Here is a 26,222-nt window from a genome sequence, read left to right on the forward strand (position 1 = left end):
GATTACCGTGGCGCGTGTTGATGGGTTAACGCCAGAGATTTTTTGCCTGCGGAGGGGATATTTACAGCCAGATGAGGGATCAAGTGCTTTGTGCCATGCGTTGGGCCAGTTTCAATGCTTCGATCAGACTGGTGGGGTTGGCGACGCCTTGTCCGGCGATATCAAGCGCGGTGCCGTGGTCAGGTGAGGTCCGGATAAAGGGCAGACCCAGGGTCACATTCACACCTCGGTCAAAATCCAGCGTCTTGATCGGGATCAGAGCCTGATCGTGATACATCGCAACTGCCGCCTCGTAACGCGTTCGCGCTGCGGCATGGAACATCGTGTCCGCCGGATGTGGGCCTGTCACCGAATAAGTGTCAGATGGCAAGTCGGCGATCAGTGGGGCGATCCAATCCAGTTCTTCATGGCCCATTTTTCCGCCTTCGCCCGCATGCGGGTTCAGACCGGCTACGGCAATGCGGGGATGGGCGATGCCGAACTGTTTGCGCAAGCCTTCGGCTGTGATTGAGATGGTTTCACGCAACAATTCCGGCGTCAGCTCAGACGGAACCCGCGACAGCGGAATGTGGATCGTGGCGGGCACGACGCGCAACTGTTCACTGGCCAGCATCATGACAACACGTTTGCGCCCCGCCAAGGCTGCCAGAAACTCGGTGTGGCCCGGATAGGCGAATCCGGCACCGTCGATCAGTGCCTTTTTGTGGATCGGAGCGGTGCAGAGTGCTGAGGCGGCACCGGATTGCACCAGCGAGACGCCGGCTTCGATCGAGTCGATCACGCTGGGCGCATTCGCAGGATCAGGTTGGCCATGAACGTTGGGGGCCGGAAAATCCAATTGCAGAACGGGCAGGGCGGTGGCGCTGACATCGCGGGCTTGCGACGGGTCTGTGATCTGTTGCACAGGCGTGCCAGAGGGCAAGTGTTTCGCGTCACCGATATAGAAGAACGGACAGGTCGCCCGCAGTTCAGACCAGGCTTTGGCTGCGATCTCGGGTCCAACGCCTGCGGGATCCCCACAGCTGAGCGCGATGGGCGGGATCATTGTTCGATAATCGTCGCGTCTGCGCGCATCTGTTCCAGAAGGCTGTCTGCAAAGGCCTGCAGACGCTGTTGTGTCAGAGCGTTGGCAACGTCCACGCGCGACGTTTCCTCACCCCGGTCCAGCGTTCGCGTGCACAGCATAAGAAACTTCAGGCTTTGGCCGTTGTTGCCGGTCAGCGTGGTCGACACTTCGTTGAGATCCAGTTTGGACAGCTCCAACGCCACGTCGCGCGGAATCTCTGATGGGCTGGCTTCGACGCGCTGCAGAACCTCAGGCGGCTGACCCTTGGCAATGCCGTATAGGTCGTCGCAGGTATCAACCTGTTCACGCAGTTCTGCGGCGCGGGCCAGGGTTTCGGCGCTGCGCCCACCTGCCATGTTGTAGATCGCGTAGTCGATTTTCGAATAGCGCGGCGTGCTAGTGCTTGTTTCGCGCAGGCCGCGCAGTTGGAACAAGGCAATCGCATTGGGCAACGACAATGGCTGGGTGATGTCGCCTTTGTTGAGGCCCAAAATCACGGGTTGCAGGGCCGGGGGCAAGTCCGTCAGGTTCAGCCATTCCAACCTGCCGCCGTCATTTCGGGTGCCGGCTGCCGAGTATTGCGTGGCTGCGGACGAGAATGAATCGAAGCCTTCCAGCTGAGCGATTTCCTCGGCCAGCAGTTCAGCCTGAGCGACGGTCTGTGGCGTCACCGGGATGATGATTTCCGACATCAGCACCTGCAGGCCACCGCTGCCCGCCTGTCCCATCGCGCGATTGATTTCGTCCTCGCTGGGTCTGGATTGAGACAAAAAGCGCGAACTGACAAAATCGCGCCATGACAGCTGATCGGCGACGAAATCCCGCACGGTTTCGCGAGACACCCCGGAATCGGCCAACAGTTGCAGGAACTCGTCCGTCGACAGACGGCCGCGGGCTGCAAACTCATCAATCCCGACCTGAATGTCCTCAGGTGACGCCTCAATGCCCGCTTCGCGCATCGCCTGCTTTCGCAGCCGCTGGTCGATCAACGCCTCGCGCACTTCTTCCTCGGTGGAGCCAGGCGCACCCAAAGCGGTCAGAAACTGCTGTCGCTGCTCTAGCTCATACCAGGTGACGATGTCCTGATTGACTTTGATAGCAGGCGAAAACAGGCTTTGCGCCTGAGCCTGCGTGGCAGCAATAGTCAGCAAGGCGGCGCTCAGCGCCGGTGCAACCGGTTTTAGCCAACCGGAACGGATGAATCGGGAGAAACCTGAAATCAACTGCATCTTCTCTTGTACTGTTGGCCGCCACCCTCGATGGAGTAACCTGTCAGGGCAACGGTAAACCCGAATTCTGTCGAAGGCTCAATACTTGATGATGAGGTAAATCGCCTGCTGACGGTCATGTTAACCCGCACACACTCGTTCTGATAGGTGATGCCCAGCCCATAGCGGATAGGTTCGGACTCGCTAAGGTCATAGCGCGCCAATGCCTGCGTCAGCCAATTCTGGTCAACGCGGTAGCGCCCGTCCAACCAGATTTCCGAGATTTCGTCGTCGATGTTTTCCGCCGGGTCTGGTTCTTGCCAGACGTAACTACCTACGATGCCAGCGTTTTCCTTGTTCCATCCCGCGCGCACCTCTGCCTTGGCAAAGCTGAAATCGCCGTTCAACAGGCCACGGCCAGCCAGTGACCAGCCATTGGCCGTCTCAAGTTGGCCAGCCAGCAGAATATCTGAGGCTGTGCCCTGTAGGCCTGACGTAAGGTTAAAGTTGGGATCCGCGGTCGAGCGGAACACCTGACCAACAGTTGCCAGCGCGCGCCAACCGTTTGCGGCATAACGCGCCCAGTTCAGGCCAAAAACGGCTGTGAACCCGTCTTCCCGGCGGTCCGGGGCCGGAAAACGCGACAAGGACAGCAGGTTGCCCTGGTCGAATTCCTGAAACGTGCTTTCGTCATTTGGAATGTCCTGATCGGTCACTTGCGTCCATCCGACTTGGGCAATCGGTTCCAGGATCTGCGTCGCGCCGGATTCTTCGCGTTTGGACATCGGATAGCGTAGCGTCAGCGCGGCACGCGGTGTCGCTCGGGTTACGCGATCGGGGTAGTTGCTGTCGTCGCGTATGTTGAACGTGTCCACTGACGCGCCCACCTGGGCGTCCGCACGCAGGCCCGAGGCGAAGGTCCAGCTGCGCAGCCATTCCGTATCAAAAGTCGCGCGAGCAACGTCCCGACCAACGACATCCTGATCACTGGTGCGTTCGTGCGTATGGGCGATGAAACCCAAACGGACTTCGCCGCCGACTGATGTCGGGAAATAGCGTTTTTGATAGTAGAGGTCGAAAATCCGCGAAGGAATCTCTTCTTCGTTCTCACTGTCTCGCAGACTTTTGTAGTGGATAAAGCTGGTGCGGAAAGCCGTGTCGCGCTTGATTCTCTCCAGTGCAACTTCGCTACGCAGGCGGTCGAAGTCGGGCAGGCCGTAGTCGGCGAGATAGGCGTTGTCCGATGTGGTTTTTAGGTCAAACTTGAAGCGGAAGTCATTGTTAAGGTTAAAATAACCGTTTGCGAACAAATAACCCCGATCCTCGTCTGGTTGAAGATCATCCCGGGTAAAGGCACCGTTGAGTTCGATCCGCCCCCGTTTGAACGCCTGACGATATCGATAGCCCAGCGTTCTGGTTTTCGAAGAGACATAGGGTGTAAGCGTCAGGTCCTTATGGTCTCCCAGCTTGATGAAGTACGGCACCTGAAGCCCGGTACCGAGCTGCGATGTGGTCCGGACAGACGGAACCAGAAAGCCCGTTGCGCGGTCCAGTGTTGGGTCAGGAAGGCGCAAATAAGGGAAGTAGAAAATCGGAAAGTCCAGAATCCGGAATTGCGCGCCTTCGAAATATAGCTGCCGTTCCAACTGATCATGTGTGACCTTGCGGGCGCGAATCTGCCACAGCGGGGCTTTGCCGTTGGCGCAGACGTGGCACGACGTGGCTGAGACTTTGCTGAACTGAGTGTAGCGACCACCAGCGCGCGCGGCTTGCACCGAGGCGATCTGAACCTGCTGGTCGAACACCATGCGCGCGCCAATGAGCAGGCCGTTCATGATGCCGTCGTCCAGCTCGGCGGAATCCGCCAGCAATGTGGTTTCGCCAGCCTGATCGATGCGTACCGGACCTTCCAGCGACAGGTTGCCGGTTTCCCGGTCGTAGGTGATGCGCTTGGCGGTGACCTTTACGTCGCCCTGAAACGCTTCGACATTCCCCTCGGCCACCAGGTTTCGTTCCGGAGTGATAAAGATCCTGTCGGCCACCAAAAGCGCCGGTTGATCCTCTTGCGCGGAACTTTGCGCGGGATCGGCTGTCGGCTGCGTCTGGGCCGAGACGCCGGCTGGCGTCGTCAGTGCAACAGCGCCGGACAGCAACAAGCTGGCAACAAGCCGCATTAGCCGTCCTCCGCATGCAGCAAAAGGCCGAGAGACAGAAGGATGGCTGCGAAGGGCGGAGCCCAGGCCGCGACTAAGATAGGCAATTGACCGTTTTCCCCTAGAATTTGGGCAAAGTTGCGAATGAAGTAGATGGCAAAGCCCAACAGGACGGCCGTCAGAACTGCGATCCCGGTGCCGCCAAATCGCACGTGCCGCATAGTAAAGGCCGCGCCGATCAGAACCATCGACATCAGGAAAAGGGGGCGGGCCAACTGAACCTGTAGCCAAACTTCGTATTGTTTGGTCGAGAAGCCAGCCTCGCGCAGGTCGCGGATCAGTTCCGGCAGATCGTAGACTGAAACGGAATCCTGTTCGCCCAATCTATCCAGAATGCGCTGCCGTGTGAGCGAGGTGGGAAATTCAAGCTGCGCATGTTTCGCAGCGTGAGTCTCGGGGTTCACCCCATTCTCCAGCGACCAGATTTTTGCATTGGTCAGAACCCATTTCCCGGCCTCCAGGTCGGCCTGATCGGCCACGATCTGCTGGGTCGGCGTACCGTCCGGCGCGAAGGTAATGATCGTCACCTGGTTGAGGGTGAACGTATCCCCGTTTGAGGTGTCCCGCGCATGAATTACCGATTGACCATTGGCAGACCCCTGCCTCAGCCACAGGCCTTCAGCGCTGATCGAAAACGCCGATCCGCCGTCGTTTTTGTAGGCTTCGGCGAGCCGCTTGTATTCTTCCGAGGTGGCCGCTGCGATGGGGTTCAACAGTCCCACAGCCATGGCACCGATGACAAACGCAATGATCACCGGGGCCAGAAGGGCACGAATGCCCGACCGCCCGGTGGCGCGGGTCACCACAAGTTCCGAGCTGCGCGCCAGCCCGATGAACAGTGCAATCGTGGACAGGATGACCAGCAGGGGCAACATTTCACTGATTGCAGCGGGTGTGTTCAGCAGGGTCAGTTGCAGCAATTGCCCAAATGACAGATTGGCGTCGTCAAAGCGGCGCACCTGTTCGATCAGGTCGATCAGAATCATCAGCGTCAGAAAGATGACGCCAATAACCAGAAAGCTTTGAATGAAACGGCGGGCGAAGTAACGGTCAAGGATCACGAAGGAACCCTCGCCAAGCAGAAGCACAAGGGAGTGTGTGCCGGAAACAGACCGGAATCACCGCTGCAGGTATCACTGCGCGACGGCCTATGCCTGCCCTGTCTTGCCACAACGTTCTCCCCCGAGCCTGTCGGATTTTTTCGGGGACTGTAATGCAAATGCCAGCCGGGGAAAACTGCTATCTGGTCAAGCCGCGCGGCGCGGGCTAGGTCTTGGGAAACTGATTTTGAGGAGTTTGCAATGAGCAGTCTTGTACCGATCCGTTTTCAGGCCCCAGACATGGATGCGATGGCGCAGGCCGAAGGGCGTGTGGCGATCATCATTCCGTCCGACGGCAAGATGAGCCCCGCAGCGCGCCGTGCGAACCGGCTGACGCGCGGCGCCGTTGCACGGCTGGTCGAAAGCGAGCGGTTCGAAAAGGTGAAAACCGGTGACGTGATCTCGATAGCGTGGCCGGGCGGCATGGCGGCCGAGGCGCTGGACGTTCTGGTTCTGCCACGTCGCCCTGATCCGGCCGAGGCGCGCAAGGCAGGCGCCGCGCTGGCCAAATTGGCGGGTAGCAAGGACTTGCTAGTGATGGCTGGCAATCAAGCCAAAACCGAAGATCTGGCCATGGGCATCGCGCTGCGCAGCTATGACTTTGATGCGCACAAAACCAAGGAATCGGATGAAGCCGGTTCGGTCATGATCAGCCACCAGAAGGCCGATGAGGTCGAGGCTGCGTTCGCGCCGCTCTACGCCGTTGCTGACGGTGTGCGTATGACGCGCGATCTGACCAACGAACCCGCCAACGTGCTGACCACCACCGAATTCGCCGACCGCCTGGCCGAAATGAAAGAGCTGGGTCTTGAGGTCGAAGTTCTGGAAGAGGACAAGCTGGCCGAGTTGGGCATGCGCACGCTGCTGAGCGTCGGGCAGGGGTCGGTCAGCCCCTCGAAGGTTGTGGTGATGCAGTGGAATGGCGGCGACAAGGATGACGCGCCGCTGGCTCTGGTCGGGAAGGGCGTCGTGTTCGACACCGGTGGTATCTCGCTGAAGCCAGCAGGCGGCATGGAAGACATGACCATGGACATGGGCGGCGCGGGCGTCGTTGCGGGCACCATGCGCGCGCTGGCCAAGCGCAAGGCCAAGGCCAATGTTGTCGGTCTAGTTGGCCTGGTCGAGAACATGCCATCCGGCAACGCCACGCGTCCGGGCGATGTTGTCAAATCCATGAAGGGCGACACGGTCGAGATCATCAACACCGACGCCGAAGGCCGTTTGGTGCTGTGCGACGTGATGTGGTACGCGCAGGAGCGGTTCAAACCGGTCGGCATGGTCGACTTGGCCACCCTGACCGGCGCGATCATCATCGGACTTGGTCACGAGAATGCGGGTGTCTTCTCGAACAACGACACGTTCTGTAATGCCTTCCTTAAGGCGGCGGGTGCCGAGGATGAAGGCGCATGGCGGATGCCTCTGGGCGAGGCCTATGACAAGCAACTGAAATCGCGCATCGCCGACATGAAGAACGTCGGCGGGCGTCCGGCAGGCTCGATCACCGCCGCGCAGTTCCTGCAGCGTTTTGTCAAAGAGGAAACGCCGTGGATTCACCTGGACATCGCAGGTGTGGCTTCGGTCTCGTCTGAGACTTCCTACGCACCCAAAGGTGCAACGGGTTGGGGCGTGCGCGCGCTCAGCCGCTTTGTGCAGGACAACTTCGAGTAAGCTGATGGGAGCTGTCTATTTCTACCACCTGACCCGCCAACCGCTTGAGCACACCTTGCCGGTGCTGCTGGATAAGGCAAGGCAGGCCGGGTGGAAGATTGCCGTGCGGGGGACCGACCCCGCGCGGATGGATTGGCTGGATGAAAAACTGTGGCTGGGGCCCGAGGAAGGGTTCCTGCCTCATGGCCGGGCAGGAGGGCCGCATGACGCAGCGCAGCCAATCCTGTTGACGACCGAGGTGCAGGCCGCCAACGAACCAACCTGTGTTATGGCGGTGGATGGCGCGCCGGTTGATCCCGACGAGGTCGAAAAACTCGACCGCGTATGCATCCTCTTTGACGGCAACGATGTCGAGGCCGTCCAACATGCGCGCGGGCAATGGAAGGCGCTGACCGGCGCGGGCTGCTCGGCCCAGTACTGGTCCGAAGAATCTGGGCATTGGGAAAAGAAGGCCGAGTCCTGAGGGTTTTACACCCGGCAAACTGTTTTCGATCCGCTTTGTTTCACACTAAGGTCACGTGGCGCAGTTAGGGGATCAGCCGACCGGAATGAGGTGCCAGATGGACCAGGTACGCCCCAGCGAGATGAACTGGGACAGTTCAAAGACGCCCGAGGCAAAGCGGAACAACGCGGCAGTTGTTCAATCCCTCGAAGCCCTGATCGCGTCGGACAAGCGCCTTGCCGTTCTGTCCATTCTCAAAGGGTGGCAATCGGCGGACGTTTTAAAATGCCTGCTCAAGATGCGCACCAAACGGGCGCGGCGCCTGTTCGAATGGTTGCCGGATGACGTCAGCCTGCCGGTTCTGGTCGAGCTGGACCCGGAACTGCGGTCGGTCCTTTACGAGGCCGCGACTCGCAAAAAGTTCCGCAAGATCGTTTCCAAAGTCTCGCGAGACGATGCCATCGAACTGCTGGAAACGCTGCCCCCGGAAACGCACGAGGACCTGATCGCGGACCGTAAAGACGCGGCCAAGCTGCGCAAGGCGCTTGCGGTGCACGACGACAGTGCTGCAGCGCACATGCGGCACGGCGTGCTGACCATTCCGGTGGTTTGGACGATCGGCGACGTGGTCTCGCACCTGCGGGACGTCGCAGACGACATCGACAGGCTGGACATGATGTTCGTTGTCGAGCCCGATATGCGCCTGGTCGGATATATGCGTATGCGGGACCTGTTGTTGAACCCTGAAGACACGCAGATCGCTGATATCGTCAGGCGCGATCCGGTCACAGTGGACGGTGCAACCGATCAGGAAGAGGTTCTGCGTCTGGCTGATGCACGCGACGCCTCTGTCATCGCAGTGGTAGATGCAGACGGGCGATTTCTGGGCGGAATCGCTCCGCCCGAACTGTCCGAAATCGCGCGGGAAGAGGTCGAGGAAGACATGCTCAAGATGGGCGGCGTTTCTCCGGACACGACCCAGTTCGATACGCCTCTGCAAATTCTCAAGCGCCGGTTACCTTGGTTGCTGGGCGGGTTGATCGGCAGTTCCATCGCGGCCGTAGCTATCGTGTCCTACGAAGACGCCCTGGCCGAATCCGCAATCCTTGCCAGCTTTATCCCTGTGGTTCTGGCGACGGCAGGTAACGCCGGAATTCAGGCTTCAACAGTGTCGGTGCAGGTACTTACCTCTGGCGTCGAGTGGCGCGGTGATCTGACAGCCCGCTTCGTGCGAGAGCTTTATGGTGCCTTGCTGAATGGGCTGATCGTGGGTTCTGTTGTGGGTATTCTGGTTCTGCTGGGTAACTTGTTCATATCCATAGACCGGCCCATGTTGCTTGTGCTGACCTCGATCGTCGCGCTCGCGATTGTCACCATCATTGCGGCCTCGGTCGGGGCGATGGTGCCGTTTCTATTGCGTGCGCTCAAACAAGACCCCGCGGCGGCGACGGGGATATTCATTACGACTTCGAACGATGTTTTTGGAGTGCTGACCTTTTTTGCAGTCGCCAGCGTGATTTACTTGAATTGACGTCCTGCGCCCTTGCTCTGGCGGTCTTCTGCTTTAGGGTGCCCACCGTTGCGAGCAGAAGGATTTTGAGATGAAAAAGAACCCATTGGGACGCACCGGGATCGAGGTGACGGATCTGTGCCTTGGCACGATGACTTTTGGCACGCAAACCTCTGAGGCGGACGCGCATATTCAGATCGATATGGCGCTGGATGCCGGGATCAATTTCCTCGACGCGGCCGAAATGTACCCGGTGAACCCGGTTTCCAAAGAGACAGTCGGACGAACCGAAGAGATTCTGGGCAACTGGAACGCGGCCAATTCTGCACGGCGTGGTGAGTACATTCTGGCCACAAAACACTCCGGAGCCGGTTTCATGCATGCGCGTGACGGGGCACCCATTACGGCGCGGACAATCCCCGAGGCCATCGAGGGCTCGCTACGGCGGCTGCAGACGGATTGCATCGATCTGTACCAGTTTCACTGGCCCAATCGCGGCAGCTACATGTTCCGACAGAACTGGGATTACGCGCCGTCCGGTCACAACACCGACGAAGTGCTGGCGAACATGCAGGAATGCCTTTCAGCCCTGCAGCGACAGGTCGACAAGGGCAATATTCGCGCGTTTGGTCTGTCGAATGAAAGCGCCTGGGGAACGGCGCAATGGCTGCGTCTGGCCGAACAGGTGGGTACGCCGCGCGTTGCATCGGTCCAGAATGAGTATTCGTTGCTGTGCCGCCACTTCGACACTGATATGGCCGAGCTGAGCGTACACGAGGATGTGGGGCTGATGGCGTTCTCGCCCCTGGCGGCTGGATTCCTGACTGGCAAATACCAGAATGATGTCGTGCCCGATGGGTCCCGCATGTCTCTGGTCCCGACAATGGGCGGCCGCAAGTACGACCGCGTGTTCGACGCGGTCGATGCCTATCTGGAGATCGCCCGGCGGCACGGTCTGGACCCGGTCCATATGGCGCTGGCGTGGTGCCGGACGCGGCCGTTCATGATGTCGGCCATTTTCGGAGCGACCACTGTGGCGCAGCTAGAGCACATTCTGGCGGGTAAGGACCTTCAACTGACCGATGAGATTCTGAAAGAGATCAGCGTCGCACACCGCGCAAATCCGATGCCGTTTTAGGGGGGGGGCTGTGCCCCCGCCGCGCTTTGCGCGCCTCCCCCGAGGTATTTGGGGCCAGATGAAGGGGATCCTGTCAGTGATGTGTCGGCTGGGCGCGATCCTGACGCAGGTCACGGGCCGAAAGGCCATGGGCTGTCCGGAAGGCGCGGGCGAAGCTGGACTGTGAGCCAAAGCCGGTGGCCAGGGCCACGTCCATCAGAGGCATGTCAGTATCGGTGACCAGGCGGCGCGCTTCGGCCAGACGCAGTTGCAGGTAGTGATCTTGTGGTGTCGTGTTCAGGCGCAGGCGGAATTGTTGCTGCAGAGTGCGCGGGCTGGTGCCCAGCGTATGGGCAATGTCCGCCAGCGGCAGGGGTTCATCCAGAGACGATTCCATCAAGGTATTTGCCTTGGCAGTTAGCGCGGTATGGCGATGTGGTGCGCCGGTACGGCTTTGCGGTTTCGATGGGCTGGGCGCACCATCGTACAGGAACAACCCTGACACGCGGGCAGCGAAACCCGCCCCGTGGCGTGCGGCGATGATGTGCAGCATCATCTCGACCGCCGGAATTGCCCCGCCAGAGGTCAGCCGATTGCCGGAAACGGTGAAACGATCCGGACGGACATCGACGTCAGGGAAGCGGGCCGCGAAGTTGTCCAGATCCTCCCAGTGAGTGGTGGCGGCATGACCGTTCAGCAGGCCGGCCTCGGCCAGCAGCCAGGGTCCTCCGTCGATCCCGGCCATGGTGGCGCCGGTTCCAGCAATACGGCGCAAGCCAGCCAACAGGCTGGGGGTTGCGTGGCGCGCCAGTTGGAATCCGGCGACAACAATCATAAGGTCGCAACCCTGGAGCCTAGCCAGCGGAATGCCCGGCACATTTAGGGCGCTGGTCAGCATCGCCGGTTCCGCTGTTGCGGTCACGTAGTCCCAGTCGAAGGCCGGGCGGTCCGCCAGCCGGTTGGCCGCGCGCATTGGATCGACAGCCGAGGCAAAGCTGAGCGTGTTGCATTCATCCAGAACCAGCACGGCCGTTTTCAGGGCGCGATGTTCGGGCTGGAGTATGTTTTTTGCGGATTTCATCAAGTTCGATTCGCATTCTGGCAAGTTGTTTGCACAAGGCTGCGCCAGAGTCGGGTATGAAAGCAAATCGGAATCCGGGGAGAAGCCTGAGGATAACTTGGGTCAAAACCGGGTATAAGTTGGGGAAAACACCATGCCACTGGAAATGAACCGCGAAGTCTTCATCACTTGCGCCGTCACCGGCTCGGGCGGAACACAGGATCGCAGCCCGCATGTGCCGCGTTCGCCGAAGCAGATCGCCGAAAGCGCGATCGCTGCGGCTAAGGCCGGGGCGGCTATTGTACATTGCCACGTACGCGACCCCGAAACTGGTGCGCCCAGCCGGCGTCTGGACCTGTATCGCGAGGTAACCGACCGCATTCGCGAGGCCGAGGTCGACGTTGTTCTGAACCTGACTGCGGGTATGGGCGGTGACATGGTCTTTGGCCCCACCGAATCTCCGCTGCCATTGCGCGAAGATGGAACCGACATGATTGGAGCAGCCGCGCGCGTTGAGCACGTGGCCGAGTGTCTGCCCGAGATCTGTACCCTGGACTGCGGCACGATGAACTTTGCCGAAGCCGATTACGTCATGACCAACACGCCAGGCATGCTGCAGGCGATGGGGCGGATGATGACGCACTTGGGCGTGAAGCCCGAGATCGAAGCGTTCGATACCGGTCACCTTTGGTACGCAAAGCAACTGGTTAAAGACGGTATTCTGGACAGCCCGGCGCTGGTTCAGCTGTGTATGGGCGTACCGTGGGGCGCACCGGATGATCTCAACACCTTCATGGCGATGGTCAACAACGTGCCTGACGACTGGACGTTCAGCGCCTTCTCGCTAGGCCGGAATCAGATGGCCTATGCGTCCGCTTCGGTGCTGGCTGGCGGCAATGTGCGTGTCGGGCTCGAGGACAACCTGTGGCTGGACAAAGGCGTTTTGGCGGAAAACTGGCAGCTGGTTGAACGCGCCAACACCATCGTTTCGAACATGGGTGCGCGGGTGATCGGTGCGCAGGAAGTGCGCGAGAAGCTGGGGCTGGTGAAGCGGGCGCCGAAGGGCTGAAACTTCGCCTTGCAGAGTTTTCGCAAAGCCAAGACACCGGGGCATCAACTGAAGGAATAACTCATGAAAGTGATGTCGCGGTGTGTGGTGCTTGTCGGAGCAGGATTTCTGGCGGCTTGCCTTCCAACGGATGACAAGGCGGAGGTTGAGCCAGTCCAGAATGAAAGGCAGGCTTGCGAGGCCAAAGACGGAACTTACGAGGTTGCGGGTAAAGCGCAGCAGTATGTGTGCATCCTGTCGTTAGCAGATGCGGGCAAGACCTGTGAAACAGGTTCGGACTGCCAGGGCTTTTGCCTGTCAGAGACCAAACAATGCAGCGCGGTCACGCCGCAGTTCGGATGCATTCCGCATCTGGATGAGACGGGGCGCGAGCTGGTGATCTGTATCGACTAGGAAAAGATATGACAAAAACAGCAGCTATCATCGGTGGTGGTGTGATCGGCGGCGGATGGGCCGCCCGGTTTCTGCTTAACGGCTGGGATGTCCGGGTGTTCGATCCGGACCCAGAGGCCGAGCGTAAGATTGGCGAGGTTCTGGACAATGCACGGCGGTCTCTGCCGGGGCTGAGTGACGTGCCATTGCCAGCTGAAGGCACGCTGACCTTCCATGATGAGATGGCAGATGCTGTACAAGGTGCCTCTTGGATTCAGGAAAGCGTACCGGAGCGGCTGGACCTGAAGCTGAAGGTTTATAAAGGCTTGCAAGAAGCATGTGACGCGGATGCGATCATCGGCTCTTCGACCAGTGGGTTTAAACCGTCGGAACTTCAGGACGGCGCGCTGCGTCCCGAACAGATCGTAGTTACGCACCCGTTCAACCCGGTCTACCTGTTGCCGCTGATCGAGCTGGTGCCGACCGACAAGAACCCGCCCGAGATGGTTGAGCGGGCGCAGGACCTGTTAAAATCGGTTGGTTTTTTCCCACTGCACGTCAAAAAAGAGATCGACGCACATATTGCCGACCGGTTCCTCGAGGCCGTCTGGCGTGAGGCGCTGTGGCTGGTCAAAGACGGTATCGCAACGACGGAAGAAATCGACGAAGCGATCCGTATGGGGTTTGGCATCCGCTGGGCGCAGATGGGGCTGTTCGAGACCTATCGCGTGGCTGGCGGTGAGGCGGGCATGCGGCACTTTATGGCGCAGTTCGGCCCGGCTCTGAAGTGGCCGTGGACCAAGCTGATGGATGTGCCGGAATTCACGGATGAGTTGGTCGACATGATCGCCGATCAGTCGGATGCACAGTCCGGAATGCACTCAATCCGCGAGTTGGAGCGTATTCGCGACAACAACCTGGTGGGCATGATGCGCGCGTTGAAGGCGCAGAACTATGGTGCGGGCGCGGTGTTGAACCAGCACGATGCTGCGCTGAAACCAGGTGCTTTGCCGACGATGGAACAGGCCGATTTGAGTCAGCCGATCCTGACGCTGTCACGCGCGGTGCCGTTGGACTGGACGGACTACAACGGCCACATGAACGAAGCCCGGTATCTTGAGGCCTTCGCCGCGGCGACCGACCGTTTCATGGAGATTATCGGCTGCGATGCGGATTACATTTCATCGGGCGGCAGCTACTTCACCGCTGAAAACCACATCCGTTACATCGATGAAGTAAACGCTGGCGCGAAGATCGAAGTGCGCACGCAGATGCTGTTGGGGCAGGGCAAGAAGTTGCACGTGTTCCACAGCATGTATGAAGGCGACAAACTGCTGGCCACAGGCGAAAGCTTCCTGCTGCATGTCAGCCTTGAAACCCGTCGCCCTAGTGCCCCGTCGGCCGAGATCGAGGCGGCGATGGTCCGGATTGCAGAAGCGCAGGCCGATTTGCCCTATCCGGAAGGTGCGGGCGCTGCGATTCGCAAACCGGCATGAGCGGGCGCGTTCTGATCACGGCTGGCGCCTCGGGCGTCGGTCGTGCCATGGCCGAGGCATTTGATTCAGCCGGTGCCAAGGTCTGGGTGGCGGATGTTGATCAGAAGGCTCTGTCTGATTGCCCAACCCATTGGAAACGGTCCGTGACCAATGTCGCGGACGAGGATGCCGTGGCCGCTCTGTTCAAGGACATTGAGGCCGAATGGGGCGGCTTGGACACCCTATGTGCAAACGCAGGGATCGCAGGACCGACGGCCCTGGTCGAGGATGTGGCTCTGGATGACTGGCGCTTGTGCCTTGCGGTCAACTTGGAAGGGGCGTTTCTTTGCTCGAAATACGCGGCACCACTGCTGAAGCGGCAAGGTAGCGGCGCGGTCGTGATCACGTCTTCGACCGCTGGGCAATACGGCTACCCCAACCGGGCACCTTATGCGGCTGCTAAATGGGGGATGATCGGGCTGGCCAAGACGCTGGCTATGGAACTTGGCCCACATGGCGTGCGATGCAATGCCATCTGTCCCGGCGCAGTTGAAGGCCCACGGATGGAAGGTGTGCTGCAACGCGAAGCCGATGCCAAAGGCATGACCCGCGATCAGGTTTATGAAGGCTATGCTTCGGGCACCTCAATGGGGCGCTTTGTCGAAGGCCACGATATCGCCAATATGGCCGTGTTCCTTGCGTCTGACGCAGCACGGCTGGTGTCGGGGCAAGTGATTGCCGTCGACGGGCATACGGTTAACCCCGACCCAAAGGTTTAAGCGGTTTCAGCCCTGATTGGGCCCGCGAATCTGGCGGATGGATTGGCGGACTGCCTGCCAATCCCGGGCCTGTTGCATATTCCCGGCGGCTTCACACTCGCGCATTTTCTGTGCAGCTTCCGCCTCGGCCTGATCACCGTGGGCCGAATAAAGCGCCCGAGCGTATTGAGCGGTTTTTAATGCGTCCATTCCTGTGGTCCTCCGTCTGTAATCGGAATGCCCGAAAGTTCGCGCCAGGCGACGATATCACACCTTGGTGGCTTGCGCATCATGGGAACGCTATCAGGCGGGGATTGCCGCTCGTAATTGCCTGAGGTGTTCGGGAAAATCCCGCGCGGTCACATCCGCTTCGCGTACCAATGTGTCGAAATGACGGGTAAAAGTTTCGATCCGGTCGCGGTCACGAAACGCCATATAGTGGCTGCCCGCATAGAACACGCAAAGCAGGGGACCGAAAATCGTGACCGGCGCGGAATACAGGCGTTTGGCGTCGAAAAGATAGATGCGCAGACGGGGGTAAAGCTGCTCGCACACCTCAAGCAGGTGATCGATCTGGTCCAAACGGATTTTCGGGCACAACCCTTCATAGTAGCCAGTCGCGCGGGCGAAGCTGTCGACCTCATACAGCGGCATCGCGATTTCATAGTCGGATTGTGCGCTGCGCATCCATGTCAGACGATCTGCCGAGGCACCAATGGCCTGATCCGCTGTCCGGCCCAGATGTGGGGCGTATTCCCATTCCAGCACGGCGCGGGATTTCAACATGTCCGGTAAGGTCGCCGGAACATACCGGACTTTGTAGCCCGCAGCTTCTTTGTGCCATTCGAAAATACGCTCATCAACCAGCGCGCGTGGGGCCTTGGTCATGCTCAGGGAACTCGCCAGCAACTCAGCGGCGCTTTCAGGTCGATCAGACAGGCTGAGCAACCAATCCGCAGATACCCCCAGCGCCGAGGCACAGCTGCCCACCACATGCGCGTTCGGAAGCCGCGCACCTTCTCCGGTCAAAAGCTGTGACACAGTTGAACGATCGACGCCAATATTTCGCGCCAGCGCGCTTTGGCTGACCTGTCGTTCCTCCATGGCGCGGGCAAGACGTAGCCTGAACTGCGCAGCGCGGTCTCGTTTGTCTATTTTATCCGTCATATGATGAAAAATATCACAAGTGATGAGTTTTGTTAATCATATTCAGAATTTTCAACCCCGGCCCAGATACGTAATTCTCAAAATATAACAACAATATGGGTGACGGAATGGAAACGCGACGAAGATCTGTCGTGAAAGCAGTGGTGTGGAATGCAATGGGCCTGGTCATGATGACTCTGGTTGGGCTGGTCGCTACAGGCTCAGCGACAGTCGGAGGGACACTGGCCGTTGTGAACACGGCAATTGGGCTGACTCTTTACGTGATTTACGAGCGTGTTTGGGCCGGAATCACATGGGGTCGCAATGTCTGAGCGGCCGGGACCCGAGTGGGGCACCTTTGCCCTGATTTTGGCCTGCTATGCGGCATGGTTGGCGGTGATTTTCACGCTGCCCGTATGGCTGGCCATTCCGGCAATGGGGCTTGTCGCGGCGCTGCACTCGTCACTGACGCATGAGGCGCTGCATGGACATCCATTTCGCACCCGTTGGCTGAACGAAGCGCTGATGGCGCTGCCGCTTACCTTGCTCATTCCCTACAACAGGTTCCGGGACCTGCATCTGGCGCACCATCGGGACTCGACCCTGACCGATCCCTATGACGACCCCGAGTCGAACTATCTTGACCCAAAGGTCTGGAACACTCTGGCTGATTGGCAGAAATGGCTGCTTTCCGCGAACAACACGCTGTTCGGGCGTATCGTGCTAGGCCCCGCTATCGGACAATACACGTTCTTCCGGGATGAGCTTCGCGGCGCGCTGCGCGGGGATCGCGACATTCTGCTGGCATGGGCGCTACATCTGCTCGGGGTGGTCGCCGTTTTGTGGATTGTCGCACAGTCTCCGATGCCGATCTGGGCCTTTGTTCTGTCGGCCTATATCGGATTGGGGCTGGTCAAGATTCGTACCTTCCTTGAGCACCGCGCCCATGAGGAATCAAGGGCGCGAACGGTTATTGTCGAAGATCGCGGCCTGCTAGCATTTCTGTTTCTAAACAACAACCTGCACGTTGTTCATCACATGAACCCGGGCGCGCCATGGTATCGTTTGCCGGCACTCTATCGCGCCGGTAAGGACAGCTATCTGGCCAGCAACGAAGCCTATGTCTATCGCTCGTACGCTGAGATCTTTCGGTCCTATTTCTGGCGCGCCAAAGACCCGGTCCAGCATCCGCTCTGGCCAAAGGGCTGATTTGAAGACACAAGGGAATCCATGAGTTTATGGATTCCCGTCACTATCGCCGCTGCCGCGTTTCAGACCGTGCGGTTCATGCTGCAGAAATCTCTGAGCACCGTGAAGCTTTCAGCGGCTGGTGCGACCTTTGCCCGTTTTGCTTACTCGATGCCTCTGGCAGTTTTGGGCCTGGTCGTGGCGATGCAGATAACGGGTTTCGGCCTGCCGTCCCTGACCGGGCGTTTTTGGCTGTTTGCGGTGATCGGCGGGACCACGCAGATTTTGGCGACCATCTGTGTGGTTGCCTTGTTCAAACAGCGCAATTTCGCGGTGGGTATCACGTTCAAAAAGACCGAGGTCATCCAGACCGCGATCGTCGGGTTCTTGATCCTGGGCGATCAGGTGTCTTCCGGCGCGTTGTTCGCAATCATTCTGGGATTGATGGCTGTGTTACTCTTGTCGAAAAATCCCGGTGGGGAAGGGGTTTGGTGGGAAAACCTCACCAATCGGGCATCACGCCTTGGGTTGGGCTCAGGCGTTCTGTTTGCCTTCTCATCCGTCAGCTATCGCGGCGCGTCCTTGGAACTGGGGGATATCGATGCCTGGTACCGCGCATTGATCACGCTGGCCGTCGTGGTGTCGTTCCAGTTCTTCAGCATGGGTCTGTGGTTGTTGTGGCGCGACAGAGCAGAACTGCGTGCGGTATGGGACACGCGCAGGACCGGCGTGTTTGTTGGCCTGACCAGCCTGTGCGGGTCGTTCTGTTGGTTTTTCGCCTTCACGCTGCAAAACGCGGCTTACGTCAAAGCATTGGGGCAGGTTGAGTTGATCCTCAGCCTGTTTGCCTCGATCTTGTTTTTCAGGGAAAGCATCACCCGGCGTGAGATCGCCGGGATGACGTTGCTTGGTGCCTCGATACTGGCACTGGTATTGGCTATTTAGCCTGCCCGACGCTCATCAAAACTCAGAGCGATGAAGCTGGGCAGGTGATCGCCCATGCCCACAACCGCGGCGCCACCGTCATCGCGGCGACCGCGACCTTTGGAGTCCTTGTCCTTTTTGCGGTCGGCTTTTTTGGCCTCGCTCTTTTTGCCTTCGGAAGGTTTGGCTTTCTTCTCGGGCTTCGGCGCTTCGTCCTTGGGCTCTTCTTTGATCGGATTGTCGATCCGCGGGATTTCCTTCTGGATCAGTTTTTCAATCGCATCCAGAGCCTTTTCATCACGCTTTGAGCAGATGGTGATGGCTTTGCCTTCACGTCCAGCCCGGCCCGTACGACCGATGCGGTGTACGTAATCCTCGGCGTGGCCGGGGACGTCGAAGTTGAACACGTGGCTCACCGACGGGATATCCAACCCACGCGCGGCCACATCAGACGCCACCAGAAGGCGCAGTGAGCCATCGCGGAACCCGTCCAGTGTCTTCATCCGTTGTGACTGATCCAGATCGCCGTGAATGGCTGAAGCGTTATAGCCGTATTTCTTCAGCGATTTCGCGCAGATATCCACGTCTGTCTTACGGTTGCAGAAGATGATCGCGTTGGTGCACTTATCACCCTCGGCGTCGATCAGCGCGCGCAGGGTCTTGCGCTTGGCGCTGGCCTCGCGGTCGCGGCGACCGCCTTTGAACATCACGACACCCTGTTCGATGGTCTCGGACGCGGTGGCTTGACGAGCAACCTCGATCCGGGCCGGGGCTGACAGGAAGGTGTCAGTAATCCGCTCAATCTCGGACGCCATGGTGGCCGAGAAGAACAGGGTTTGGCGCGTGAAGGGCGTCAGCGAGAAGATGCGTTCGATATCGGGGATAAAGCCCATATCCAGCATCCGGTCGGCTTCGTCCACCACCATGATCTGAACGCCAGTCAGCAACAGCTTGCCGCGTTCGAAGTGGTCCAGCAGACGGCCTGGCGTCGCGATCAGTACGTCAACGCCGCGGTCGATCAGCGCTTCTTGCTCCTTGAAACTGACTCCGCCAATCAACAGCGCTTTGGTCAGTTTCAGGTGTTTGGAGTACGTATCGAAGTTTTCGGCCACCTGTGCCGCCAATTCCCGCGTCGGGCAGAGTACCAGCGAACGCGGCATTCGTGCGCGTGCACGGCCACGGGCTAACAGGGTGATCATGGGCAGGGTGAAGCTGGCGGTCTTGCCAGTGCCGGTTTGCGCAATCCCAAGCACGTCGCGCCCTTCAAGCGCGGGGGGGATAGCGCCCTCCTGAATCGGAGTGGGCGTTTCGTATCCTGCTTCCTCAATGGCTTTGAGGACCTTCGGGTTCAGGTTCAGTTCGTTAAATTTTGTCATGTATGTCCGGTTCATGCGGACACTAAACCTGGCCCGCGCGTCAAAGGTATGCCGGGCCCGGATGGCCATGCGCTGTCAGGCACATTTCGGCTTTGCGCGGACATAACAAAATCGTGGGGCAGCGTCAAATGAAGACCCCTTAACCTGATGTCACCAATTCCCGCTGCAGATTTTTCGCAACAATTCAGCAGCTTCCGGGAAAGTGTTTCACAATCTTCGCATCCAGATCCAGCGGTCTGTGCCGGATCAGGCCATACTCTTGCAGCCGTGCCCGTACGTCCGGGTCTGCACCGCTGATTTCATCGAAGAATGCGCGCAGGCCGTCTATGCCCTGTTCCGTTTCAATCCAGTTAAACAGTTCATTTTTGTTCAAACCGCCCAGCTCACGGGGGACATTGGGTGACATACCGGGTTGGTATGAGCCCCGCTCCATCCGGAATTGATAGTGAGCCATCCAATGGTCCCAATCCACGGCGTGGCGATGGCACAACTCCAACCCGGGCAATTCAAATTTGCAGGGCAAAAGCTCTTTGTTTTGAAACAGATTGTGGATACGAAAGTTCAGTCTTTCCAGCCCGGTTCGGACAAACAACTTGCCCTGAACATGGCTGAGAAACCCGCCCAAAACAAATTCCCCATAGTTGGGGTAAAGCGACTGCACAAGCGCCGAGCGGCCCGGGCCGGCTGGGATATGGGCCTTGTACAGGTCGTCTCCGCCGACCATCACTTCCATAGGGCGGACGCGGACAGCTGGGGTATTGGACGGGACGGATTGCAGCAATTCCCGGATGGGTTTTGAGGACGACAGAAATTCGTCAACGTCGATATGGGCCAGCCAATCCAGATCGGTGTTGCGATAGGCAAAAGTCGCATGCAGCGTCTGGCGAACCTGATGCCTTTCCGGCCGGACTCGGTTGCGTTTCTCCCAGAACGCATCATCGCAGATTCGCGCTCTGATCTTCGGGTGTTTGCGAAGCGCTTTGTGAGCTTCCGGGTTGGGCTCGTCCATGTAGATGTACATGTAGTCTACGCCCAGATCGAGGTGATGTGCCGCGAACCTAAGGATGTCCTCGGTGGACCCGCGGACCATGGACACGATCCCCCAAGTCGTCATGCCCGAACCTGCCAAATGACGCTGTGACGACGGGAGTTGCCAAGATAAGCGTCGGGCGATTCGACGCTGAATTCAAACAGTTTTCTCAGATTGCATTGCTCGCGCACAGTGCCTGGAATACGCCCCGAAAGATACAGAGATTCATCACTCATGCGCGTAAGCTTGCACAGGCATTAACGCGTGTGCAATCGGCCATTAGCATCACACCATCATCTCTTTCGTGGCGGTCAGGTTCAGCTCTGGGTAGTCCCGCACAACCCGGTCGATGTCCCATTGCAGGCGCGTCAGATAGACGATGTCGCCATCGTGGTCATGGGCAATGTGCTGCTTGTTGGCGTTGACGAACTTGTCGACCTCGGCCTTGTCACCGCTGACCCAACGGGCAGAGGTGAACTGAGATGCCTCGAACCGCACGGGCAGGCCGTATTCCATCTCGATCCGGCTGGCCAGCACTTCGAACTGCAGCGCGCCAACGACGCCGACGATAAAGCCGGAACCAACGGACGGTTTGAACACCTTGGCCGCGCCTTCTTCGGCGAATTGCATCAGGGCTTTTTCCAGATGCTTGGCCTTCATCGGGTCGCCTGCGCGGACGCCTTGCAGCAGTTCCGGTGCGAAGGACGGGATGCCGGTCACCCGCAGCGCTTCGCCTTCGGTCAGCGTGTCGCCGATGCGCAGCTGGCCGTGGTTGGGGATGCCGATGATGTCGCCGGCCCAGGCCTCTTCGGCTAGTTCGCGGTCGGAGGCGAGGAACAGGACAGGGTTCGAGATTGCCATCGGCTTTTTCGACCGCACATGGGTCAGTTTCATGCCGCGTTTGAAATGGCCCGAGGCCATGCGCACGAAAGCAACTCGGTCGCGGTGCTTGGGGTCCATGTTGGCCTGCACCTTGAACACAAAGCCGGCGACCTTCTTCTCATCGGGCGCGATCTGACGCGGTTCGGCGGATTGGATCTGCGGCTGTGGGCCGTAGGCACCAATGCCCTCCATCAGTTCCTTCACGCCGAACGAGTTGATGGCCGAGCCAAACCAGATCGGAGTCATATGCCCCTCAAGTACCGCCTGCGGATCAAGCTTGGGCAACAACTCGCGCGCCATCTCGACCTCTTCCAGCAGCTTTTCCAGAAGGTGTTCGGGCACATGCTCGGCCAGTTTCGGGTCGTCCAGCCCGTTGATCTCGATGCTTTCGGCGACCTTGTTACGGTCGGCGCGGTCCATCAGTTCCAACCGGTCGCGCAGCATGTCATAGCAGCCGATGAAATCGCGGCCCACACCGATGGGCCACGCTGCGGGGGTCACATCAATGGCCAGCATTTCCTGAATTTCGTCGATAATCTCGAACGTATCGCGGCTTTCGCGGTCCATTTTGTTACAGAAGGTCAGAATCGGCAGGTCGCGCAGGCGGCAGACCTCGAACAACTTCTGCGTCTGGCTTTCCACACCTTTCGCACCGTCGATAACCATGACGGCGGCGTCCACTGCGGTCAGCGTGCGATAGGTATCCTCGGAAAAGTCCGAGTGACCGGGCGTATCCACCAGATTGAACCGGAAGTTGTCATAGTCGAACGACATGGCCGATGCCGAGACCGAGATGCCCCGATCTTTCTCCATCTGCATGAAGTCCGAGCGCGTCCGCCGTGCCTCACCCTTGGCGCGCACCTGACCGGCCATCTGAATCGCGCCCCCGTACAACAGGAACTTTTCAGTCAGCGTCGTCTTGCCCGCATCCGGGTGCGAGATGATGGCGAATGTCCGGCGCCGGGCGATCTCGGGCGGCAATACGGGTTGGTTCGAGGCGGTATCAAGCATGAACGCGCGTATATGCGGGGAAACCTGCCGAGGCAAGACAAAGGGACTGTTCAGAATCGCCCGTATATGGCAATGAGAACGTATAGTGAACAAATGATGGAGGGGTGTGATGAATATTAAAGAAATTGCCGAAGAGCTCGTTGCCGGATGCCGGGAAAACCGGGCGATGGAAAATCTGGACAAGCTTTATGCCGCCGATGCCGTTTCGATCGAATCCGTCGATGCCTTGGGTATTGGTCGCGAGGCTCATGGCCGGGACGCGATCCGCGGTAAGCAGGAATGGTGGAAAAACTCTACCGAAGTTACCGGCGGATCAGTCAGTGATCCGTTACTGCATGGTGACGACCGCTTTGCCGTGATCTTTGAGGTGAAAGGCACAATGAAGGAAAGCGGCGACAGTTTTGATATGCGTGAAGTCGCCGTTTACCACGTCGCGGACGGTAAAATCGTGCGCGAAGAGTTCTTTTACTGATCCATGATCGGCCGCTGGTCTTCCCTGAAAGGCTGGTGCTAGATGTTTCGGCAAAGTCAGGGAGGATCAGATGGATCTTGGGATAAAAGGAAAACGCGCGCTGGTCTGTGCCAGCAGTAAGGGGCTGGGTTTGGGGTGTGCCGAGGCTCTGGCCGCTGCCGGAGTTGATCTGGTGATGAACGCGCGAGGTCCTGAAGCCTTGGAGGCGTCGGCTGAGCGTATTCGCGCGGAACACGGCGTACAGGTCCAGACGGTGGCTTACGATGTGACGTCATCCGAGGGGCAGGCGCAGGTGATCGAAGCGGCGCAGGGCGTTGATATCCTTGTAACAAACGCAGGTGGGCCGCCTCCGGGCCTGTGGTCGGACTGGGATCGCGACGATTTTATCAAGGCGCTGGATTCCAACATGCTGACGCCGATTGCGTTCATGAAGGCACTTCTGCCGGGCATGATGGACAAGGGTTGGGGCCGGGTGGTCAACATCACTTCGCAATCGGTGCGCGCGCCGATCCCGGCGCTGGGACTATCGAATGCAGCTCGTACAGGTCTGACCGGTTACGTTGCCGGAACAGCGCGCCAGGTCGCACCCAAAGGGATAACGATCAACAACCTGCTGCCGGGTATCCACGCCACAGACCGTGCGAACTCGCTGGATGGCGGCGTGGCAAAGGAAAAAGGGATTTCGATTGACGAGGCCCGCGCAGCGCGCGCGGCGACTATCCCCGCGCGTCGGTATGGAACGCGGGACGAGTTTGGTGCAGCTTGTGCGTTCTTGTGCTCGCAACATGCCGGTTTCATCGTTGGGCAGAACATTCTGCTGGATGGCGGCGCCACAAACCTGACGATGTAGAGATGGCTCAGAATTTTTCATTGAAAGACCAGCTGTTTAACGCAGAAAAGACCCGTTATCTGGCCGGACTTTTTGCTGGCGCAGACCCAACCTTTGACGCGGAAGCATTCCAGGCACAGGTCATGTCGCGCCTGCTGGATCTGGAATTGAAAGAGCGTATGGCTTGGATCGCCGAATGTCTGCAAAGCTCAGTGCCCGGAGATTTACCGGCCATCGCCCCGGTCCTGTTGCGCGCGCTGCCTCCTCCACTGGACCCCGAAAAGACGGATGATGACTTCGGTGACTTCATCTTCGCGCCACTGGGGGGTTGGGTCGTGTCCGTTGGGATGGATCATCCGGATCAGTCTTTGGACGTTCTTGCAGAGCTGACTCAGCGGTTTTCGATGGAATGGGCCATTCGTCCATTCCTTAACGCCTATCCCCAACAGGTGTTAGCGCAGATGGAAGATTGGTGTGCGCATGACAGCTATCACGTGCGCCGACTGGTCAGCGAGGGGACACGCCCGCGCTTGCCTTGGGGGCAGGCGGTTGGGTTGGAACTGACGGATCCCTTGCCATTGCTGGACCAACTGCATTCGGATAGTACGCGCTACGTCACGCGGTCGGTGGCGAACCATCTCAATGACATTACCAAAAAGAACCCGGATCTGGTGCTGGATCGTTTGCAAGGCTGGGCACGCTCAGCTCAGCAGGATCAGGCGGAACTGGATTGGATAACTTCGCATACCCTGCGCGGCCTTGTGAAAGCGGGGCATCCGCGAGCGATGGCGATGCTTGGCTTTGACCCGGACGCCGAGATTGCAGTGGATGTGAAGATCAATGGTGAGGCTCGGATTGGCGGCGCACTTGAGTTCGACGTCACGCTAAACGGCGCAGAGGATCACCCTGTTCTTGTCGACTATATTGTTCACTTTCAACGCCCTGGCGGAAAAACTTCGCCTAAAGTTCACAAGCTGAAACAGTCCGAGTTGAAAGACCGAACGCTGACCCTCAGCAAAAAGCACAAGCTGAAGGGTGACGCGACGACGTTCAAACTGGTTCCCGGCGCGCACCGGCTTGAGATCCAGGTGAACGGCAAAGTGCGCGCAGGTGTTGAATTCGATCTGTTGGCCTGACACCAACACTTTCTCACGCTTTCGTCAGAATGTTCGCGCCCGGATTGCACCGGGCGGTGCGGTGCATTAGCTGCTTTGCAGCCACCGGGAAAAAGGAAAACCGCGATGAAGCATGAGGCAGTGCAGAATTACTATGGCGAAGTGCTGCAGGGCAGTGACGACTTGCAGACAAACGCGTGTTGCACACCTGATGACATGCCCGATCACCTCAAAAAGATCCTGTCGAAAGTCCACGATGAAGTGCTGACCCGTTATTATGGCTGCGGCCTGATCGCGCCGCTGGACCTTGAAGGGATGCGTATTCTGGACCTCGGGTGCGGCGCCGGAAGGGACGTTTACGCCCTGTCCGCGATGGTGGGCGAAAAGGGCCGTGTGGTCGGCGTCGACATGACGCCCGAGCAGCTGGATGTCGCCCGTGCTCACCAAGACTATCACGCGCAAGCCTTTGGACATGGCGCGTCAAACGTCGAATTCCACCTCGGCTATATCGAAAAACTGGATGCGCTCGATCTGGAGCCCGGTTCCTTTGATATCATCGTGTCGAACTGCGTCATCAACCTAGCCACTGACAAAGAGGCTGTGTTGCGCGGCGCGCATCGTCTGCTGAAAGACGGCGGCGAGATGTATTTCTCTGACGTCTATGCAGACCGCCGCGTGCCCAAGGAAATGGCCGAGGATGAGGTGCTTTATGGCGAATGCCTCTCAGGGGCGCTGTATTGGAATGACTTCCTGACCATCTCGCGCAAGGCCGGGTTCGGTGACCCGCGTCGAGTGACCCATCGCCCGCTGACCATAGAAAATCCGGTGCTTGAGGAACGGGTGGCACCGTTGAAATTCCTCTCGGCCACGTACCGGTTGTTCAAACTGCCAGAGTTGGAGCCTGCTTGCGAGGACTACGGTCAGGCCGTGATCTACAAGGGCACGATATCGAATGCGCCGCATGTCTTCGAACTGGATGATCACCACGCGATAGAGGCAGGCAAGGTCTTTCCGGTCTGCGGCAACACCTGGATGATGCTGAAAGACACGCGTTTTGCGCGACATTTCGAGCTCATCGGCGATTTCTCGACCCATTACGGAATTTTCGAAGGCTGCGGCGGCGAAAGCCCGTTTGAAGCAATGGGGGAGGCAGCAACCGGCGGGTGCTGCTGATCTCTTGCGCCTGACGGG

General features: G+C 58.8%; 25 protein-coding genes. 15 read left to right on the forward strand and 10 right to left on the reverse strand.

Translation table 11 applies throughout. The features are described from left to right. Positions 1 to 79: 79 nt before the first annotated feature. The 4 genes from pdxA to lptG are packed head-to-tail and all read right to left on the reverse strand — an operon-like array spanning position 80 to position 5,548. On the reverse strand, positions 80 to 1,045 hold the full coding sequence (pdxA, locus tag ACR0AA_RS01920) for a 4-hydroxythreonine-4-phosphate dehydrogenase PdxA (RefSeq protein ID WP_480755331.1): 966 nt from the start codon (positions 1,043 to 1,045) through the stop codon (positions 80 to 82). Further along, positions 1,042 to 2,295, reverse strand: coding sequence for a peptidylprolyl isomerase (locus tag ACR0AA_RS01925; RefSeq protein ID WP_480755332.1), 1,254 nt, complete (start codon positions 2,293 to 2,295; stop codon positions 1,042 to 1,044). The genes pdxA and ACR0AA_RS01925 overlap by 4 nt, the downstream gene beginning before the upstream one ends. Next, a complete protein-coding gene (locus ACR0AA_RS01930; protein WP_480755333.1) occupies positions 2,286 to 4,448 on the reverse strand; it encodes an LPS-assembly protein LptD in 2,163 nt (720 codons plus the stop codon). Before ACR0AA_RS01930 ends, ACR0AA_RS01925 begins: the two co-directional genes overlap by 10 nt. Continuing rightward, positions 4,448 to 5,548, reverse strand: a complete 1,101-nt coding sequence (gene lptG / locus ACR0AA_RS01935) for an LPS export ABC transporter permease LptG (protein WP_480755334.1) — start codon at positions 5,546 to 5,548, stop codon at positions 4,448 to 4,450. The genes ACR0AA_RS01930 and lptG overlap by 1 nt, the downstream gene beginning before the upstream one ends. Before the next feature lie 240 nt (positions 5,549 to 5,788). On the opposite strand from lptG, the gene ACR0AA_RS01940 reads away from it, so the two are divergent. The 4 genes from ACR0AA_RS01940 to ACR0AA_RS01955 all read left to right on the forward strand — a co-directional run bounded on the left by ACR0AA_RS01940 (position 5,789) and on the right by ACR0AA_RS01955 (position 10,345). Continuing rightward, a complete protein-coding gene (locus tag ACR0AA_RS01940; protein ID WP_480660591.1) occupies positions 5,789 to 7,255 on the forward strand; it encodes a leucyl aminopeptidase in 1,467 nt (488 codons plus the stop codon). 4 nt (positions 7,256 to 7,259) lie between these two features. After that, positions 7,260 to 7,718 carry a DNA polymerase III subunit chi gene (locus ACR0AA_RS01945; RefSeq protein ID WP_480755335.1) on the forward strand — a complete coding sequence of 153 codons (459 nt, stop codon included), beginning with the start codon at positions 7,260 to 7,262 and terminating at the stop codon, positions 7,716 to 7,718. A 97-nt stretch (positions 7,719 to 7,815) separates the two neighbouring features. Beyond that, the gene (mgtE, locus tag ACR0AA_RS01950) at positions 7,816 to 9,228 is read left to right on the forward strand and encodes a magnesium transporter (protein ID WP_480660587.1); all 1,413 of its coding nucleotides are present in this window, start codon (positions 7,816 to 7,818) and stop codon (positions 9,226 to 9,228) included. 70 nt (positions 9,229 to 9,298) lie between these two features. Further along, positions 9,299 to 10,345 carry an aldo/keto reductase gene (locus ACR0AA_RS01955; RefSeq protein WP_480660585.1) on the forward strand — a complete coding sequence of 349 codons (1,047 nt, stop codon included), beginning with the start codon at positions 9,299 to 9,301 and terminating at the stop codon, positions 10,343 to 10,345. A 73-nt stretch (positions 10,346 to 10,418) separates the two neighbouring features. Here the strand turns inward: ACR0AA_RS01955 and ACR0AA_RS01960 are convergent, their stop codons facing one another. Next, positions 10,419 to 11,405, reverse strand: coding sequence for a GlxA family transcriptional regulator (locus ACR0AA_RS01960; RefSeq protein ID WP_480660583.1), 987 nt, complete (start codon positions 11,403 to 11,405; stop codon positions 10,419 to 10,421). 133 nt (positions 11,406 to 11,538) lie between these two features. Between ACR0AA_RS01960 and bcoG the strand changes: the two genes are divergently transcribed. From bcoG to ACR0AA_RS01980, 4 genes are all read left to right on the forward strand, one after another. Beyond that, the gene (gene bcoG, locus ACR0AA_RS01965) at positions 11,539 to 12,453 is read left to right on the forward strand and encodes a 3-dehydrocarnitine:acetyl-CoA trimethylamine transferase BcoG (RefSeq protein WP_480660581.1); all 915 of its coding nucleotides are present in this window, start codon (positions 11,539 to 11,541) and stop codon (positions 12,451 to 12,453) included. A gap of 63 nt (positions 12,454 to 12,516) precedes the next feature. Next, a complete protein-coding gene (locus ACR0AA_RS01970; RefSeq protein WP_480660579.1) occupies positions 12,517 to 12,846 on the forward strand; it encodes a hypothetical protein in 330 nt (109 codons plus the stop codon). Positions 12,847 to 12,854: 8 nt separating this feature from the next. Then, positions 12,855 to 14,321 carry a carnitine 3-dehydrogenase gene (locus ACR0AA_RS01975; protein ID WP_480660577.1) on the forward strand — a complete coding sequence of 489 codons (1,467 nt, stop codon included), beginning with the start codon at positions 12,855 to 12,857 and terminating at the stop codon, positions 14,319 to 14,321. Next, a complete protein-coding gene (locus tag ACR0AA_RS01980; RefSeq protein WP_480660575.1) occupies positions 14,318 to 15,079 on the forward strand; it encodes an SDR family oxidoreductase in 762 nt (253 codons plus the stop codon). Before ACR0AA_RS01975 ends, ACR0AA_RS01980 begins: the two co-directional genes overlap by 4 nt. Positions 15,080 to 15,085: 6 nt before the next feature. Here ACR0AA_RS01980 and ACR0AA_RS01985 read toward each other — a convergent pair whose 3' ends face one another. Then, the gene (locus tag ACR0AA_RS01985) at positions 15,086 to 15,268 is read right to left on the reverse strand and encodes a hypothetical protein (protein ID WP_480660573.1); all 183 of its coding nucleotides are present in this window, start codon (positions 15,266 to 15,268) and stop codon (positions 15,086 to 15,088) included. 93 nt (positions 15,269 to 15,361) lie between these two features. Next, the gene (locus ACR0AA_RS01990) at positions 15,362 to 16,225 is read right to left on the reverse strand and encodes a helix-turn-helix domain-containing protein (protein ID WP_480660571.1); all 864 of its coding nucleotides are present in this window, start codon (positions 16,223 to 16,225) and stop codon (positions 15,362 to 15,364) included. A gap of 107 nt (positions 16,226 to 16,332) precedes the next feature. Between ACR0AA_RS01990 and ACR0AA_RS01995 the strand changes: the two genes are divergently transcribed. Genes ACR0AA_RS01995 through ACR0AA_RS02005 form a run of 3 tightly spaced genes read left to right on the forward strand, consistent with a single transcriptional unit; the run spans position 16,333 to position 18,337 of the window. Continuing rightward, positions 16,333 to 16,536 (forward strand): DUF2061 domain-containing protein, encoded by a 204-nt coding sequence (locus ACR0AA_RS01995; RefSeq protein WP_480660569.1) that lies wholly within the window; start codon positions 16,333 to 16,335, stop codon positions 16,534 to 16,536. Further along, positions 16,529 to 17,413 carry a fatty acid desaturase gene (locus ACR0AA_RS02000; protein ID WP_480660568.1) on the forward strand — a complete coding sequence of 295 codons (885 nt, stop codon included), beginning with the start codon at positions 16,529 to 16,531 and terminating at the stop codon, positions 17,411 to 17,413. The genes ACR0AA_RS01995 and ACR0AA_RS02000 overlap by 8 nt, the downstream gene beginning before the upstream one ends. 21 nt (positions 17,414 to 17,434) lie before the next feature. After that, complete coding sequence (locus ACR0AA_RS02005) at positions 17,435 to 18,337, forward strand: EamA family transporter (RefSeq protein WP_480660566.1); 903 nt, start codon at positions 17,435 to 17,437, stop codon at positions 18,335 to 18,337. Here the strand turns inward: ACR0AA_RS02005 and ACR0AA_RS02010 are convergent. The 3 genes from ACR0AA_RS02010 to ACR0AA_RS02020 form a co-directional block, all read right to left on the reverse strand. Beyond that, positions 18,334 to 19,692 carry a DEAD/DEAH box helicase gene (locus ACR0AA_RS02010; protein ID WP_480755336.1) on the reverse strand — a complete coding sequence of 453 codons (1,359 nt, stop codon included), beginning with the start codon at positions 19,690 to 19,692 and terminating at the stop codon, positions 18,334 to 18,336. The genes ACR0AA_RS02005 and ACR0AA_RS02010 overlap by 4 nt on opposite strands. Positions 19,693 to 19,876: 184 nt before the next feature. Continuing rightward, entirely contained in the window at positions 19,877 to 20,806 is a 930-nt protein-coding gene (locus ACR0AA_RS02015; RefSeq protein ID WP_480755337.1) for a glycosyltransferase family 2 protein, read from the reverse strand. Positions 20,807 to 21,007: 201 nt separating this feature from the next. Further along, positions 21,008 to 22,615: a peptide chain release factor 3 gene (locus ACR0AA_RS02020; protein WP_480660560.1), complete on the reverse strand. Its 1,608-nt coding sequence runs from the start codon at positions 22,613 to 22,615 to the stop codon at positions 21,008 to 21,010. A 109-nt stretch (positions 22,616 to 22,724) separates the two neighbouring features. Between ACR0AA_RS02020 and ACR0AA_RS02025 the strand changes: the two genes are divergently transcribed. The 4 genes from ACR0AA_RS02025 to ACR0AA_RS02040 all read left to right on the forward strand — a co-directional run bounded on the left by ACR0AA_RS02025 (position 22,725) and on the right by ACR0AA_RS02040 (position 26,204). After that, positions 22,725 to 23,087, forward strand: a complete 363-nt coding sequence (locus ACR0AA_RS02025; RefSeq protein ID WP_480660558.1) for a SnoaL-like domain-containing protein — start codon at positions 22,725 to 22,727, stop codon at positions 23,085 to 23,087. Positions 23,088 to 23,157: 70 nt separating this feature from the next. Further along, on the forward strand, positions 23,158 to 23,937 hold the full coding sequence (locus ACR0AA_RS02030; RefSeq protein ID WP_480660556.1) for an SDR family oxidoreductase: 780 nt from the start codon (positions 23,158 to 23,160) through the stop codon (positions 23,935 to 23,937). A 2-nt stretch (positions 23,938 to 23,939) separates the two neighbouring features. Next, positions 23,940 to 25,052, forward strand: a complete 1,113-nt coding sequence (locus ACR0AA_RS02035) for a DNA alkylation repair protein (RefSeq protein WP_480660554.1) — start codon at positions 23,940 to 23,942, stop codon at positions 25,050 to 25,052. A 105-nt stretch (positions 25,053 to 25,157) separates the two neighbouring features. Further along, the gene (locus ACR0AA_RS02040) at positions 25,158 to 26,204 is read left to right on the forward strand and encodes a methyltransferase domain-containing protein (protein ID WP_480660552.1); all 1,047 of its coding nucleotides are present in this window, start codon (positions 25,158 to 25,160) and stop codon (positions 26,202 to 26,204) included. Positions 26,205 to 26,222: the final 18 nt, after the last annotated feature.

This window comes from Ruegeria sp. CE8, from assembly GCF_056537465.1.